Here is a 16,269-nt window from a genome sequence, read left to right on the forward strand (position 1 = left end):
AGCGCCGGAGATAAAATCAATTCTTACTACATTATACGTAATATTACGGTTTATCAATTTCGGATCGGTTTATGAGGCATTTCCTGGTTCTGCTGCTGGTTTTAAGTGCCTGTTGGCGGTCCAATGCCCAAATGCCCGCGCTAACGCTCGAACACCTGACGACGAAAGAAGGCCTGCCTTCCAATGAAGTCTGGTGCCTGATGAAAGACAAACAGGGATTTCTATGGATCGGTACGGGCCGAAATATCTGCCGCTACGATGGCTATACCTTTCAAACCCTGGACGGCTATACGGTGGGTTACTGCTCCGGTATCGCCACGGATTCGGCGGGCCTGGTCTACGCCACGATTGCCACGAGCGGTTTATGCCGGATCGACCCCGCCACCCTGACCGCCGAAACCATTCTCCGAAACAATTTTGACGATACCGATCCGACCAACGATACGCACGACCGGGTGTTTGTCGACTCCTACAATCAGGTCTGGATGAGTGACTATACGGCGGTGAAACGGTACAATCCGACGCTTAAAAAGCGGTATCGGTACGCCCTTTCGCCGGTGGCCAACGTGCATCAGGACGCCACTTTTTTCGAAGATCGTCAGCATCAGCTCTGGATAATTTCGGAAATCGGCCTTTACAGCTACGACCGCCAACGGGATCGGCTCACCTGTTTGTTAGGCCGGGAAGCGCATTTACCGGCTAACAAAAGGCCCATCCGGCTCGAAAAAGCGTTTGAGGACGCCAAAGGTGACATCTGGATGGGTGCCTATGACACCGGCCTGATCCGGTTTTCGCCTTCTGATTCGTCCTTTTTGTTCGTAACGAAAGGACTGGAGAACCAAAACGTCATTTGTGGCCAGGAATCGGTCGATGAAAATGGCCGGAAAATGCTGTTTATCGGTACCGAAAAAGGCGCCAGTCTGTATTACCCGGACCAGGACAAGCTGTATCATCTGCCCGAATTTTATGACAAAGGCATCCACGTCAAAGACTTGTATGACGACAAGGACAACGGTATTCTCTGGATTGGCACCCGCGAAGGAATTTTTAAATACCGCTACCGCAATCCGGGTATTCACACCTTTGCGATTCCCGCCAGCGCCGTCCGCCTGCCGGTTGAAGTAAGCAGTCCTTTGCAGACGCCACACGGCACGTTTTGGCTGGGGCTCTCGCATTCGGGAGCGCTGACGTGGCAACCCGCCAGAAATCAATTTCACCTCTGGCCTTATCCCGTCAGTGCTTATACGTACCAACTCCGCTGGATTCAGAATCGGCCGGTTGCGTTCACCGATAAGGGGTTGTTCGCGGCCCACCCAGCCAGCGGCACGTTTCGGGCTTTGCCGGTTGCTTCCCGTTTGTTTAAATCTACGGAATTCCGGGATGGGCTGCTGGATCGGAAAGGGCGGTTCTGGATCGCCAACCTCACCGAAGGGCTGAAAGTCATTGACCCCACCACTACAGCAGAACTCAGGCTCTGGTCGGCGTCAGTGGGTCGGCAATTAAGTCAGAACAATTTTATCAAAGCACTGGTAGAAGGGGCCGACGGAAAAATCTGGGTGGCCACCTGTCCCAACGGTTTGTATTATTTCGATGAGGTCGGGGGGCGTTTTGTCAACATCCGGGATCTGCCCGTCAATAAAGAAAAATGGTTGAGCGGTATGTGCATCAACGCCGTACAACGCGGTGCTCATGGCACGATCCTGGTGGCCAGTTGGGGCGGGGTCAATACAATTTCGGCGACCGGCCAGATTCTGACCTCGTTCGACTACCAGCATGATCGCCTGAACGATACATACTGCTCGGCTGTGGCCGACGATGCCTGGGGCACCCTGTGGTTCAGCACCAATGAGGGACTGCACATTGCCAATCCCAAAACCCGAAAAATAAAGTACCTGTCGACCATCGAGGGGCTGCACAGCAACTACCCGGCCGGTTTTTTGAAAACACCGGCCAACCAACTGGTGATGGGCCACATCAATACCGTGAACATCCTGGACATGAACACGCTGAACCAGGCCAAAGTCGTTCCCCACATTGCCATCAGTTCCGTTGAGGTGAAGGGAAAGATGATTCACCAGGACCTTACCCGCGAGATTGTGTTACAACCCGATGAGAACTCCATTGCGTTCAACGTTTCGACCCTGAATTTTGAACCCACCTCCCAAAACCAATACAGTTATCAACTGGAAGGATTTGAACCCAATTGGGTCGAAATAGGCAACCAGCACACGATTTCTTTCACCAATCTGCCGGCGAAATCGTATACCCTGCGTGTCAGGAGCAGCAACAGTTCCGGACTAAAGAGCAACCAACCGCTGGCCATTCGGGTAACGGTAAAGCCCTATTTCACCAACACCTGGTTTTTCAGAATCCTCGTTGGACTTACCATTGCCGGTCTGATTGTCGGGATGATGCGCTGGCGGGTAAATACCCTGGCCGAACGGAATAAACTGGATCTACAGATCACCGAATGGCGGCTGAAAGCCCTGCAATCGCAGATGAATCCGCATTTTTTGTTTAACTCCCTCAACTCCGTGCAAAACTATCTGCTTACCAACCGGGGCATTGAGGGCGCAAAATACCTGTCGAAATTCTCGAAGCTGGTGCGCCGGATCATGGAAAATTCCAATCATCAGTATCTTTCTTTTGAACAGATCATCGACACCTTGCGCATGTACGTTGAAATCGAATCGTTTCGCTTCAACCACGAATTCAGTTATTCGTTCGACATCGAAGACAACGAGGTTTTGCTGGACGCTCATTTGCCGCCGATGCTCCTGCAACCCTACGTCGAGAATGCAATCTGGCACGGTTTGATGCCCAAAGAAGGGGAAAAAAAGTTGAAAATTTCAGCCCGGATTTTAAACAGGCATATTGTCTGTACCATCGAAGACAACGGGGTCGGGCGAACGTTTTCGCCCCGCACGGAAGGCCATATTTCGCGCGGACAGGAAATGACCCGTGGTATTTTTGAGTCCCTCCGCCGGCAAGACAGTGAGGCCAGCCTTGAACTGATCGATTTGTATGATGCCGACAACAACCCCACCGGAACGCGGGTGAGCATGACCATTCCCATCGAAAACGTATAAAGTATGAACCCTCCACTCCGTGCCGTACTCATCGACGACGAAACCAACGCCCGCGAAGCACTCACCCATTTGCTGCATCTGATTGCTCCGGATGTGGAAATCTGTGGTGAAGCCAAAAATGCCGACCTTGGAATCGAGCTGATTCAAAAAGAGCGCCCCAACCTGGTTTTTCTGGACATTCAAATGCCGGGAAAATCCGGTTTCGATTTGCTGTCGAGTTTCGGGAAAGTGGATTTTGGCGTGATCTTCACCACGGCCTACCAGGAATACGCCATCCGGGCGTTCCGGTTCAGCGCGATCGATTACCTGCTCAAACCGATCGACCCGGAAGAGTTGCAGGCGGCTATCGCACGGTTCAAAGGGCAGGCCGGAAGTGTCAATCCTCAGCAGCTCCAGATTTTGCAGGAGCATCTCGATACCGCTCCGACGAGCCCGCGGCTGGTTCAGCGCAAAAAAAATGACCAGCAGCGGATTGCGTTACCCACCGCCGAAGGCATCCATTTTGTGCAGATGACCGATATTATTCAATGCGAATCATTGGGTTCGTACACCAAATTTCATTTGGTCAAAGGCCCGGCTATCGTTGTGTCGCGGCTGCTGAAAGAGTACGAGGAAATTCTGGACAATTATTATTTCTTCCGCGTCCACCAATCGAACATCATCAACCTCGAACACATCAAACGGTACGTCAAAGGCGACGGTGGACAGGTCTGGATGAGCGATCATACCGAAATCGAAGTGTCGCGCCGGCGCAAGGATGAGTTCCTGTCGTTGTTATCGGACTTTTACGTCAATTCGGGGAAGTTGAAATAAAACCGGTTTTGGAAAGCCCGTTGTCGCTCGCGTGACTACGTTGTCGCTCGCGTGCCGCGAGTGACTTTATATCCAAAGGGCCTCCGGCCCGTGCCTTCCTCCGTTGTCGCTCGCGTGCCGCGAGTGATTTCTATAGTCAAAGGGCCTCCGGCCCGGGGATTGGTCATCGGGTCGTTGGTCATTGGTGGACGGGAAGGATCGGGCCGGAGGCCCTTTGGATAGAAAGTCACTCGCGACACGCGAGCGACAACGGAGACACGCGAGCGGCAACGGAGACACGCGAGCGACAACGGACACGACACGCGCGCAACAACGGACAACCAAAAGCTTGCTGCGAATCCCTAGCGGTCGGGGATTTTACGGCGTTTTCAACATCCGCTCCAGCACCTGTTTTCCGCCCTTGTTATCGGCATTCAGTTCAATCGATTTCCGGTACATGGCAATGGCTTCGTCTTTTTGCCCGTTCTTCAACAGCGCTTCACCGTAGCTGTCATACACATTCCAGCTTTCCGGAAACAAGGCAACGTTGAGCTTAAAAATACGGAGGGCTTCTTTCAATTGCCCCCGGCTCATCATGCGGTATGCCCAGTCGTTGAGATCGGTTTCCGTTGGCTGGAAAGCGGCATTTTTCTTTTTTTCTTCTTCGAATACCGCACTGGCCTGGTCAAAACCGCGTTTCCGCAACTGCATGTGGAGCGTCGTAATGGGGTCGGATTTCGGAATTTCCGGGTTATAGCAACCCGCCAGTTCGTCGATGAATTCCTCCGGAAACGAACCGGCCAGATTTGTCAGAACGACAATGGCTAGATCATCTTCGGGATACACAAACAGCGCCGAGCGCCCCCCGCCGGTGGTAATCATGGCATGGTGCCTGGGACGCGGTTTGGTTACCCAGCCGACGGCCCACTGGGTTGGCGTCCCGTTGTTGTACGTTCCCGGCGTCCAGAGGGTTTCGAGGGTGGTTTTGGTCTTGAAAAATTGGCCCTGCTGCAACGCGATAATCCAGTGAGCCAGATCTTCGGCGGTGCTGTTCATACCCGATGCCGTCCGACGAAATGTCGGAAAGACCTCATACCGGTTGGTCAGCTTGCCCTCCGGAAAAGATTGCCCATCCATTTTGGTGACGTACCCATACGATTGGGTTTTGTTCGGAATCACGTCGCGGGAATCGCCCAAACCGGTGTTCGTCATGCCAGCCACCTGAAACTGCCGCTCCTTGAAGACCTGGGCAAACGGTTTGCCGCTGAGTTTGTCGATGATTTTTCCCAGTAAAGCGTAGTTTGTCTGGTTATAGCGATACTGCTCCCCGGTCGGAAAATCCATCGGCATGGCCTTCGTTTTCGCCCAGGCGGTTTCTTCGTCCATCACCTGGTCCGCGGGCGCCGTATCCAGCACCCGAAGAATGTCCGGTAAGCCCGAAACGTGGGTCAGCAACTGCCGGATCGTGACGGGTTGCCAGGTTGCCGGAAGTCCGTCGAGGTACCGGGACACCGGAGCCGCCAGATCCACTTTTCCTTCTTCCACCAGCTGCATAATCGCAATACCGGTGAAGGCTTTCGTACAGGAATTGATCGAAAAAACGCTCTGATTGGTAACCGGCGTCGCATACTGAAGATTAGCCGTGCCGTACGAGCTGAGCAGAACAAGTTTACCGCGCTGAACGACCGCCAGCTGGAGTCCGGGAATCCGCCGTTCCTGCATTTCCCGCCGAATGATAGCTTCCGCGTTGTCGGGTTGCGCCCATGCTGCCGAATGGGCTAAAAAGTAAATAAGTCCGATAGCGATTCTGCCCCTGCGCAAAATCCAGGGATCAATGTTGTGGCTCATCATTTTTGTTGTCTTTTTGTTGGCAATACCGCTGTGCAAAGACGAGGGCTCGATCACAGCGTTGCGCGGGAAACTCCCCAAAACGCAAATGGTTACACCCGGATGGCTACTTATACGGTTACCAGGCTGGTTTTATTAGAGACCTTAAAGGCACGTTTTTCAAATTACCGACCACTTTTAGGATAATCCCCACCGCGTTTAAAGTCAAACCGGCCTTGCACACAGTCCCCGTTTTCGCCCCTTCCGCTTGTCGTAGTTTTGAAACATCAAAGGGACGCAAGGACAAAAAAACGAACGCCTTGTCTGATCCCGGTTTCAAATCCTTACCAACAACTCGTCTAACTTTTATGAAAACCTCTCAATTTTTTGCCATCCTCGCCATCATCGGTCTCATCGGTTTCAGTTCATGCAGTAAAAAAAGTGACGATGTCGCTCCGGAAGAAACGGCCACTACCGCCGGTTTCCGGGTAAAAGTCGATGGAAAAACCTACGCTCCGGATTTTTCGTACGCCCTGGCGAGCTTTCCGGCGAATGACAAATACTATGGCGTTTATGGCCTCGACAGCAAAACCAGTGACGTGGTAGCGATTGCGTTACCCAATACCGCCGGCGTAGGAACGCACGAAATCAGTACGGTCACCTTTGGAGTCTTGAACCTCGGTAACGAAAGTTATTCAACCATCAACGGCGGCACGGGAACCATCACCATCACGAAAAAAACCGCAACGAATGTGGTCGGCACCTTCAGTTTCACGGCGTATGATGCAACCGGCAAGCTGAAAAAAGCCTTGACCGAAGGAAGTTTCAATGTGAATGTTCGCTGAGTGTACGTCAGTATTTCAACAACCCAATCTATATCCACACGGCCAGTTCGCAAGACTGGCCGTTTTTGGTTGATCAAAGCGTTGACAACGATGATCTCCCAATTCAATCCTGTACTTTTTCATGCTGCTGACGATGATGAGCCGGATTTTACCGGGTTGGTGAAATACCGTCATCATGGATCAGTAGCTGGTTTTAAATCATTTTATAATTTCCAACGTAGAAATCCCAGCGGTTTTTCCTACCTTTCCTGATCCGCTTTTCAAGACTGATCCTATGGAAGACACCCTTTTAGGCCTGCACCACATCACGGCCATTGCCGGATATGCCCAGCGGAATTTCAACTTTTACACGAAAATACTGGGACTCAGGTTTATCAAAAAAACCGTCAATTTCGACGATCCGAACACTTACCATTTCTACTTTGGCGACGAAGGCGGTTCGCCGGGAACCATCCTGACGTTCTTCCCGTGGGGAGCAACGACACCGGGTCGCAGAGGTACAGGAATGGCTACCGAAATCGGCTATTCCGTGCCGGAAGGGAGTCTGGAATTCTGGCAAAAACGGTTTGTGGACCACAATGTGATCTACAATAAACCAACGCAGCGGTTTGGCGAAACGTACCTCCCGTTCCTGGACCCCGACGGCCTGAAACTCGAACTGATTGTTTCCAAAACCGCCGATGAACGCAAACCCTGGGAGACGAACGAAGTGACTGCCGCGGTTGCCACGAAAGGGTTTCACAACGTAACGTTAACGTTGGAAAACATCAAAGATACCGCCGAAATACTGACGGATGTATTTGGCTATCAACTTATTGACCAACACGTCAACCGCTACCGGTTCGCCACCAGTGCGGTTGAAAATGCGAATCTGGTGGACCTGGTGGAAGTTCCGGGCGAAGGGCGCGGCCACGTCGCGGGCGGCACCATTCACCACGTGGCTTTTCGGGTCAGGGACGAAGCCGTTCAGAAACATTTTCAGGAAAAAATTGCCGCCCGGGGTTTGCAGGTGACCGAGCAGATCGATCGGAATTACTTCCATTCCATCTATTTCCGCGAACCGGGCGGTGTCCTGTTTGAAATCGCAACCGACAACCCCGGTTTTACCGTCGACGAGCCGCTCAGCGAGTTGGGAACACACCTAAAACTGCCCGCTCAGTATGAACCCCGCCGGGCGCAGATCGAGGGCCAGCTCCCGGTTTTGGTATGATATTTTAAGTAGTGAAATTACCCCGGCGGGGTTTGCAGTCAATAGCCACCGTTCTCTACGGGCGTTCTAAAAAGACCAGAAAACCATTAGAACGCCCCGGCCGGGGCTACAATGCTGACGAAACTTGCATTACTAGTAACAGAAAACCCCTCCGGGGTAAAATGGCCCTCGAATGGTATAAATTACAAATACACCTTCACCATTTGCTGCCAGTATTCGGCCTGATGCGCCCGGCCCTCCCAGATGTATAAATCGTGCGGAATCTGTTTTTCACCCAGCGAAGTGCTCAGTTCCCGGTTGTTTTCGAGGAACGGATCTTCCTGCCCGACTGCAATCAGAAAATGCATCCGGCGCAGCAACGCCAGCGTGCCTTCGTCGTGGAGGTTGGGCAGAAAATGCGTGGGCGTATTGAAGTAAATTGTTTCGTCATAGTAGGCATCGAATAATCCGCGAAAACTCTCGACGGGCACGGACAAATCATACCGTCCACTGAGTGCCACCACTTTACCAAACCATTCGGGATGGCGCAGGGCAATGTTCACCGCGTGGAAAGCGCCAAAGCTGCAGCCGAGTGCGATCATGAACGGTTGTGGGTTTTTGCAACGCGTGAAGGGCAGCACTTCTTCCAGGATGTACTTCTCGAATTGGAGGTGCCGCGGTACCCGCTCGTGCGGAGGAACCCACTTGCTATACAAACTCTCGGCGTCGATGCTGTCGACACAAAAGAGTTGCAACTTGCCATTTTCGAGTTTATCCGCCAGCGCGTCGACCAGACCAAAGTCTTCAAAATCGAAAAACCGCCCCCGCCGGGTTGGAAACACCAGCACCCGCGCTCCGGTATGGCCGAAGACCAAAAGTTCCATGTCGCGGTTCAGTCGCGGACTAAACCATTTGTGGTATTCGCGCTGCATACAAATTCGCCCTCTCCATCCGCAATTTGCATCATTTTTCAGGTAATCGACAAATTTCCCGGTTAACTATTTGTTAAAAATCTGAGGCTGTTGCACCAAAATATGTTGCCAGAGCGCATACCCTTTGGGACTTAAATGCAACCCGTCGCTCTCAAACAAGTCCCAGCGCGGGCGTCCTTTGGTGTCGAGCATCGGCGTGTAGGTGTCCACAAAATGATACTCCGGCAGGGTTTCGATTTTCTGCCGGATCAGGTGGTTCGTATACCGGATGCGGTCGATAATGTGCCAGCGGGCCGGGCTGGGTTTGATGGCGACAAAGGTAAAGGGTACGTCGGGCAAATACTGTTGCATTTTGCCCGTCAAGGCACAGAAAAACAGGTAAACCTCCTCCGCATGACGCCCGTCGCCCAGGTCGTTATCGCCGGCGTAGAACACCAGCGTCCGGGGTTGGGCCGGCACCACCAGCCGTTCAAAAAACCAGCTGCAAGCCGCCAGCGTCGAACCGCCAAATCCCATATTCAGAACTTGCTTTCCGGGAAAATCCTGCTCCAGTGTTTTCCACAGACGGATGGATGAACTGCCGTAGAAAACCGTGCGATTGGTACTGTTTGTGGTGGATTGAATCGTTTTTTCAAGCTGATGGACTTCGTCTTCGTACCAGATCATAAGGGCTTTTTAGAATAGACTCGCAAAAGTACACAAACGGACCCACGGACTTTAGTCCGTATTTGATATTTATCAACTTGCAAGCGAATCTCACGGACTAAAGACCGTGGGTCCGTTAGGCAACGGCCAGCCGGAAGTAAAAAGCCGCGCCCGGTTCGATGCCGTCTTTCAGTCCAATTTCGCCCCCCATCGTCTGAATGAATTCTTTGGAAATGGCCAGCCCCAACCCCGTACCACTCACCGAACCGTTCTGACCAGGGGCACGGAAATACCGGTCGAAAACCCGCGCCCGGTGTTCGGGTCGCAGACCGGGCCCAAAATCCCGCACCGTAAACTCGACCTGATTGCCAATCTGACGGGCCGAAATGGCAACCACATTGTCTTCGGGACTGTGCCGCACGGCATTCGACAACAGGTTGACCAACACCCAGGTCGCTTTGTCCGGATCGGCTTTGATGGCGGGCAAACCGGCCAAACCCGAAACCGCAAACCGCACCCTACGCTGACCAGCCGCCACGTCCAGCGCCTTCGTGGCGTAGTGAACCAGTTCGGACGGATCAACGGCTTTGATCGTCAGCTGAATCTGACCCGATTCCACCTGTGCCATATTTAACAGTTCACCGGTGATAGTCAAAAGCCGGTCGGCATCGTTGCGGACGTGATCGACCAGTTGTTTCTGCTCGTCATTCAAAGGGCCAACCCGCTGATCGTCCAGCAGTTTCAGGCTCATTTTGATGGCCGAAATTGGTGTTTTCAACTCGTGGGAAACCGTCGCGATGAAATTGGTTTTGGCCAGATCGCGCTCCTGGTAGGCGGTTATATTTTCCAGCACGATGACCCACCCGGCGGCTATCGGCTGGTTTTCGCCGGTGCGCTTCAGCGTAACGACGTGCGTCTGGCGGTTGAAATAGCTTTCTTTTCCTTCGTCAAAAATTTTCAGCAGGTTCCCGACGGCCGGGGGCTCGGCGGCCGGTGACACCAGATTTTGAATCAGGGTTCGCAGCAAATCGTTCGTCAGCGCCACATCCGGCGCGTATTTTCCGACCATGTCGGCTTCATCGACGCCCAATAACCGGCAAGCGACGGGATTGACAAAGCGGATTTTCTTTTTCTCATCCAGACCGATAATCCCGTTGTCCATCAGTTGGATCAACGTATCGATGCGTTTTTTCTCAAACAGTACATCGGCCAGTTTGGTGTGTTCATACTCATCGAGTTTGTGCGCCATCGAGTTGAACGCCCGCGCCAGTTCGCCAAATTCGTCGTTCGACCGAAAATGCAATCGTTCTTCAAAGTTACGACTGGCCACTTCCTGAATACCGCGCGTCAATTCCCGCAACGGATTGGCAATGTAACCGGGAAAATTGATGATGAACGAGAAGAGAATCAGGAAGCAAACCGTGCCCGTCATGGCCAGCCAGATCAGCGCATCTCTGGCGGTTTTTTCGGCGATGGTGTTTTTCCGAAACATCGCCTGCTGGTTGATCTCCCCCACCTGCAGCAGATTTTGCTGAATGCGGGCCAGCGTCAGCGAATCGGTGCGGTTGCCGGATCTTAACCGGGCAAAATCCCGGCGCAGCGCCTGCACGAGCTCTTTTTCACCTTCTTCCGTCAGATTTAACTCCTGCTCGTGAAGCGCACTTTCGAAGGTTTTCGACGCATTGGGGTCCGTATTCCAGGTCAGCAACGCCTTTTGCATCCGCCCCACAAATTGCAAAGAGGTGTAATTATCCTTCAGAATAGCCTGCGCATCGTCGGAAAGCTGGTTGAGGTAATAAATGCCCGAGCCGCCCAAAAGGAGCAGAATGGCAAACAGAAAGGACAGCGCCAGCGATATTTTGAGTTTGATAGTCATGATAGAATCACCAGGTCGATGTCCGATTCCGATAACGTATTCAGCAACTGGTTGAACGCATGGGTGCGCAGAATAACCTGCAACAAATTAAAATGAGGTTTGCCCACGCAGACGGTCGTAATTTTACGTTTTTCGCATTCTTCGACCAGCGCATTAAAGATACTCTTGTTTTTTACCTGAATCACCTCCGCACCCAGTTCCGTGGCCAGTTTCAGGTTGTTGATCAGATGCCGCTGCACGTCGAGTTTGATGCGATTGGGATCTTCGGCGGGGGTCTGCACATACAGCACACACCAGCGAGCCTGGTAATAGGCCGCCAGCCGGGCGGTTTTCCGAATCAGGCGCCGGGCCACGACATGGTTGCTGCTGATGGAAGCCATCAGGCGCTCGTGGCGGAACTGGGTGTTGACCGGCAGCGTGGTTTCCACTTTCCGTTCCACCGCCGTCACGACCTCCTTGAGCGCCAGTTCCCGGAGTTGCAGAATTTTCTCCACCTGAAAGAAGTTCCGCAAGGCGGTTTCTACTTTGGCCGGGTCGTAAATCTTCCCTTCTTTCAGGCGCATAATCAGCTCGTCGGCCGTCAGGTCAATGTTCACCACTTCGTCGGCTACCTGCAAAACCCGGTCGGGTACGCGTTCGGACACTTCGATTCCGGTGATATCGTGAACCTCATCGTACAGACTTTCAATGTGTTGAATATTGACGGCACTAATTACGTTAATGCCCGCGTCGAGGATTTCGAGCACATCCTGCCAGCGTTTTTCGTTTTTGGAACCGGGAATATTCGTATGCGCCAGCTCGTCCACGATGACCAGTTCCGGGTGACTGTTCAGAATAGCCTGCAAATCCATTTCGTCCAGTTCGCGGCCTTTGTAAAAGACTTTCCGTCTTGGAATCACGGGCAGTCCCTCCAGCAATGCCTGAGTTTCCGTCCGCCGGTGCGTTTCCACAAACCCAACCTTCACGCCGATTCCCCCCCGCAGCAGGGCATGCGCTTCCTGCAACATGCGGTACGTTTTGCCGACACCCGCACTCATCCCGATGTAAATTTTGAATTTTCCCCGGCGCGATTCCTGAATGAGTCGGAGAAACTGGTCGGCGGATTGGTCGCGGTCATTTTCCATTTTTTCTGAGATGAAAGAGACGAGAGAAAAAAGACACCATTAGCTTGTTACGAACGTCTGTCTTTCCTCGCTCGGCTACCCCTTTCTGGTTAAAAACTGATCGCCAGTGACGTCGTCAACGCCTGGTTGGTGCGGCTGGCCACCGCTGCGGTATGGGTAAAAATGGCGTCCTTGCTCCGCAACAACCGGTATTCAATCCGCCAGACCGCGTTAGGCAGAACCGCATAGTCGTAATTGACGGAATAGCCCGAAGTTTGAAACCCGTTTGCGGTTCCCGTGCTAATTATGACGCCATTCCTGTCGGCATAATATTCCACCCGTGCGGCCACGTAACTCCGCGAACTGGTGGCATACCGGGCAATCATCACCGGCGAATACCAGACATAGTGTCCACTCCCGGCGCGCTGTCTTTCACCGATCACCGGTTTTCGGTCAGCCCCGATGTCGAAGCCCAGCGTTAGGCCCAGTTTGCCGGTGGGGTTCAAAATGGCGTAGAAGTTATTGAAAAACCGGGTTTCATGCAACGAATCCGGGCGGTCGGCACCCAGAAATGCACTCCAGTTCAAGGTAATTTTTGTACTGGGTTTAAATTGAACCTGCGTACTGAAAGCCGGTTTGGTGTAGCCCGGAAGCCGATTGATCCGCTGCCAGCCGTTGAGCACCGAGCCGAGCAAGGTCCATTTTCCGTTCGGCGTGTTGTAGGTCAGTTTAGCCCCAGCCAGGTAATACGGTGAATTTTCGGCCAGCATACTGCGCGTCAGTGCCCAGCAATCCTTTGAAATGGCACTTTCAAAACCGATGTGCGACGTGAAAACACCGGCATCGAGCCACAACTCCCGGTTTTTGGTCAGTTTCACGCCCGCATTGGCCTCGTAAATGTTGCGGAGAAGCGGCTGTTCGGCGGCATAATTATACTGGGCGTACGTGCCGACCTGGATGGCCAGATTGGCGCGCACCCGCTCGTTCGCATAAGCCGCTTTCAGGAACGCCAGATTGACATTGACCTCACGATTCCGTTTGTGGTTATACAGAAAACCGGGCCGCTCCTGGGCTTGGGGCTGGCTTAAATCCTGAACATAATAGAGTTCGGCGTATCCGGAAAAAGTCAATGCCGAAACCGGGGCAATGGTGCTATCCATCGATTGTGAGAATGAATGCGTAGTGCCTGAAGCCAGCAATAAGAACGAAAAAACAAGCGCTTTCTTCATGTTGAGTGATGTACCCACGGACTAAAGTCCGTGAGATTCATTGGTAAAGTTCTGGAACATTAAAGATCGCACGGACTAAAGTCCGTGGGTACGTTTGTCCAGATCGACGTTCAGACGAAGCACATTCACTTTGGCCGGGCCGAACAATCCCCACAACGGGCCTTCCGTATGACTATCAACCAGTTGATTGAGACTTTCGGCGGAAATACCGCGTACGTTGGCGATGCGGGCCACCTGAATTCGGGCCGCAGCGGGCGACAGATCGGGGTCGAGACCGGAGCCGGAAGCCGTGACCAGTTCCGCCGGAATATCGGCTTTCCGAACGCCCGGATTGTGGACCAGAAACGTATCGATGCGCGCTTGCACGGTTTTCAGATACTCCGGATTACTCGGCCCCTTGTTGGACCCCGCCGACCCGTCGGCCTTGTAATCCACTGCCGACGGGCGGCTGTTGAAATACCGGTCTTCCGTAAACGACTGACCGATGCGGGCGTACCCAACCACTTTCCCGTTGACCTCAACGGTTTCGCCCTTACCCCCACCGGGCGCTAATCGGGAAATTCCAGCTACCAACAAGGGGTAAATAACCGCTAAAAGAACCAGCATGACGAGGGTCAGTCGAATAGCTGGGGAGAGATGAGTTTTCATTTTTTTGATTGATTAGACGAATAAACCGACCACTAAATCCAGTAATTTTATCCCGATAAACGGAGCCACCAGACCGCCAAAACCGTAGATAAACAGGTTCCGGCGGAGCAGCGCACTGGCTCCAATCGGTTTGTATTCAACACCCCGCAACGCCAGCGGAATCAGCATCGGGATGATGATCGCGTTAAAAATCACGGCCGACAGAATGGCCGACTCGGCCGTGTGTAACCGCATGATATTCAGGCTTTGCAAGGCCGGAATCGAAACTGTAAACAAGGCCGGAACGATGGCAAAATACTTGGCGACGTCGTTGGCAATCGAGAAGGTTGTCAGCGTACCCCGCGTGATCAAAAGCTGCTTTCCGATCTCCACCACTTCGATCAGTTTCGTCGGATCGTTGTCCAGATCGACCATGTTCCCGGCTTCTTTGGCCGCCTGCGTACCGCTGTTCATCGCCACACCCACGTCGGCCTGGGCCAGCGCGGGAGCATCGTTGGTGCCGTCGCCCATCATCGCCACCAGTTTGCCACCGGTCTGTTCGGTGCGGATGTAGTTCATTTTGTCTTCCGGTTTGGCTTCGGCGATGTAATCATCGACGCCCGCTTTTTCGGCGATAAACTTGGCCGTCAGCGGATTATCGCCCGTCACCATCACGGTTTTGACCCCCATCTTCCGCAGCCGGTCGAAGCGTTCGGCAATGCCCGGTTTGATGATATCCTGCAACTCGATGACGCCCATGACGGTTTCGTTTTGGGCCACGACCAGGGGCGTACCACCGTTGGCGGCAATCTTTTTGGCCTGCTCCTCCGTTTCAAGCGGGAACGAGTTGCCCGCCCGCGTGACCATAGTCCGAATGGAATCGGTTGCTCCTTTGCGAATACGAACCAGATTATTGCTGCGGTCGGGCAAATCGATCCCCGACGAGCGGGTTTCAGCCGTAAACTTGATCATTGTTGCGCCGGTCGTGCTCAGGTTGCGCGTGACCTCCGTTCCGGCCAGTTCCACGATCGATTTTCCTTCCGGCGTTTCATCAGCCAGTGAACTCAGTGCACTCGACCGGATCATATCGGTTTTGGAGACCCCCGGCGCGGGATAGAAGTTGGTGGCCTTCCGGTTTCCGATCGTAATTGTGCCGGTTTTGTCGAGCAGCAGCGTATCGATGTCGCCCGCCGTTTCAACGGCCCGGCCCGACTTGGCAATGACGTTGGCCCGCAGCGCCCGGTCCATTCCGGCAATCCCGATGGCCGACAGCAGACCGCCGATGGTCGTCGGAATCAGGCAGACGAAAAGCGAAATCAGGGCCGCAATCGTGATCGGCGTATGAGCATAGTCGGCAAACGGTTTGAGGGCCACGCAGACGATGATAAAAATGAGCGTAAAACCGGCCAGCAGAATCGTCAGCGCAATTTCGTTGGGCGTTTTCTGCCGGCTGGCCCCTTCAACCAGCGCAATCATTTTGTCGAGAAACGACTCCCCCGGCTGGGTGGTAACCTGCACTTTGATCCGGTCGGAAAGCACTTTCGTACCGCCCGTGACCGAGGATTTATCCCCACCGGCTTCGCGAATAACCGGCGCCGATTCGCCCGTGATGGCCGACTCGTCGATGGTGGCCAGCCCTTCGATGATCTCGCCGTCGGAGGGGATGATGTCACCAGTTTCGCAGAGAAACACATCTCCTTTCACCAGTTGCGAAGAGGGAACCGTCTGAATCTCATTGACTTTCATCGCCCCTACCGTGCGAATGACTTTGGCGGGGGTTTCCTGCCGGGTTTTGCGCAACGATTCGGCCTGGGCTTTTCCCCGCGCTTCCGCAATGGCTTCGGCGAAGTTAGCGAACAGGACCGTTACCAGCAGAATCAGGGTGATGACACTGTTGTAACCCAGCGTTCCCTGCGACGTATCGCCCGACAGGGCAATGTAAGCCGTCACCAGCAACATAATCAGCGTGCCGATTTCGACCGTAAACATGACCGGATTCTTGATGAGAACCGTCGGATTTAATTTAATAAACGACTCCCGAATGGCTTTTCCAACGAGCTCACGCTGGAAGAGGGAGGATTGTTTTGGCTGTGCCATAGTGTTATCTTTGAAAAA

At 53.3% G+C, this 16,269-nt stretch carries 12 protein-coding genes; 4 read left to right on the forward strand and 8 right to left on the reverse strand.

Going from position 1 to position 16,269, the window contains the following annotated elements; translation table 11 throughout:
* Window positions 1–71: 71 nt before the first annotated feature.
* Both EHT87_RS17715 and EHT87_RS17720 read left to right on the forward strand, forming a co-directional pair.
* Window positions 72–3,089, forward strand: a complete 3,018-nt coding sequence (locus EHT87_RS17715; protein ID WP_124907977.1) for a sensor histidine kinase — start codon at window positions 72–74, stop codon at window positions 3,087–3,089.
* 3 nt (window positions 3,090–3,092) lie between these two features.
* Entirely contained in the window at window positions 3,093–3,902 is an 810-nt protein-coding gene (locus tag EHT87_RS17720; protein ID WP_124907978.1) for a LytR/AlgR family response regulator transcription factor, read from the forward strand.
* A gap of 357 nt (window positions 3,903–4,259) precedes the next feature.
* On the opposite strand, the gene EHT87_RS17725 is transcribed toward EHT87_RS17720, so the two are convergent.
* On the reverse strand, window positions 4,260–5,732 hold the full coding sequence (locus EHT87_RS17725) for a serine hydrolase (RefSeq protein WP_229321156.1): 1,473 nt from the start codon (window positions 5,730–5,732) through the stop codon (window positions 4,260–4,262).
* 344 nt (window positions 5,733–6,076) lie between these two features.
* Here EHT87_RS17725 and EHT87_RS17730 point away from each other — a divergent pair, with 344 nt between their 5' ends.
* Both EHT87_RS17730 and EHT87_RS17735 read left to right on the forward strand, forming a co-directional pair.
* A complete protein-coding gene (locus tag EHT87_RS17730) occupies window positions 6,077–6,553 on the forward strand; it encodes a DUF6252 domain-containing protein (protein ID WP_124907979.1) in 477 nt (158 codons plus the stop codon).
* A 274-nt stretch (window positions 6,554–6,827) separates the two neighbouring features.
* A complete protein-coding gene (locus EHT87_RS17735; RefSeq protein WP_124907980.1) occupies window positions 6,828–7,763 on the forward strand; it encodes a ring-cleaving dioxygenase in 936 nt (311 codons plus the stop codon).
* Window positions 7,764–7,945: 182 nt separating this feature from the next.
* Here the strand turns inward: EHT87_RS17735 and EHT87_RS17740 are convergent, their stop codons facing one another.
* From EHT87_RS17740 to kdpB, 7 genes are all read right to left on the reverse strand, one after another.
* Window positions 7,946–8,674: an esterase family protein gene (locus EHT87_RS17740; protein ID WP_124907981.1), complete on the reverse strand. Its 729-nt coding sequence runs from the start codon at window positions 8,672–8,674 to the stop codon at window positions 7,946–7,948.
* 66 nt (window positions 8,675–8,740) lie between these two features.
* Window positions 8,741–9,340 (reverse strand): SGNH/GDSL hydrolase family protein, encoded by a 600-nt coding sequence (locus tag EHT87_RS17745; protein ID WP_124907982.1) that lies wholly within the window; start codon window positions 9,338–9,340, stop codon window positions 8,741–8,743.
* A gap of 115 nt (window positions 9,341–9,455) precedes the next feature.
* On the reverse strand, window positions 9,456–11,195 hold the full coding sequence (locus tag EHT87_RS17750) for a sensor histidine kinase (RefSeq protein WP_124907983.1): 1,740 nt from the start codon (window positions 11,193–11,195) through the stop codon (window positions 9,456–9,458).
* Entirely contained in the window at window positions 11,192–12,319 is a 1,128-nt protein-coding gene (locus EHT87_RS17755; protein WP_124907984.1) for a sensor protein KdpD, read from the reverse strand. Before EHT87_RS17755 ends, EHT87_RS17750 begins: the two co-directional genes overlap by 4 nt.
* Window positions 12,320–12,408: 89 nt before the next feature.
* Window positions 12,409–13,527, reverse strand: coding sequence for a porin (locus EHT87_RS17760; protein WP_124907985.1), 1,119 nt, complete (start codon window positions 13,525–13,527; stop codon window positions 12,409–12,411).
* Window positions 13,528–13,602: 75 nt separating this feature from the next.
* The gene (locus tag EHT87_RS17765; protein WP_124907986.1) at window positions 13,603–14,175 is read right to left on the reverse strand and encodes a K(+)-transporting ATPase subunit C; all 573 of its coding nucleotides are present in this window, start codon (window positions 14,173–14,175) and stop codon (window positions 13,603–13,605) included.
* A gap of 12 nt (window positions 14,176–14,187) precedes the next feature.
* The gene (gene kdpB / locus EHT87_RS17770) at window positions 14,188–16,251 is read right to left on the reverse strand and encodes a potassium-transporting ATPase subunit KdpB (RefSeq protein WP_124907987.1); all 2,064 of its coding nucleotides are present in this window, start codon (window positions 16,249–16,251) and stop codon (window positions 14,188–14,190) included.
* Window positions 16,252–16,269: the final 18 nt, after the last annotated feature.

It is taken from the genome of Larkinella knui (assembly GCF_003858645.1).
Taxonomy (GTDB): domain Bacteria; phylum Bacteroidota; class Bacteroidia; order Cytophagales; family Spirosomataceae; genus Larkinella; species Larkinella knui.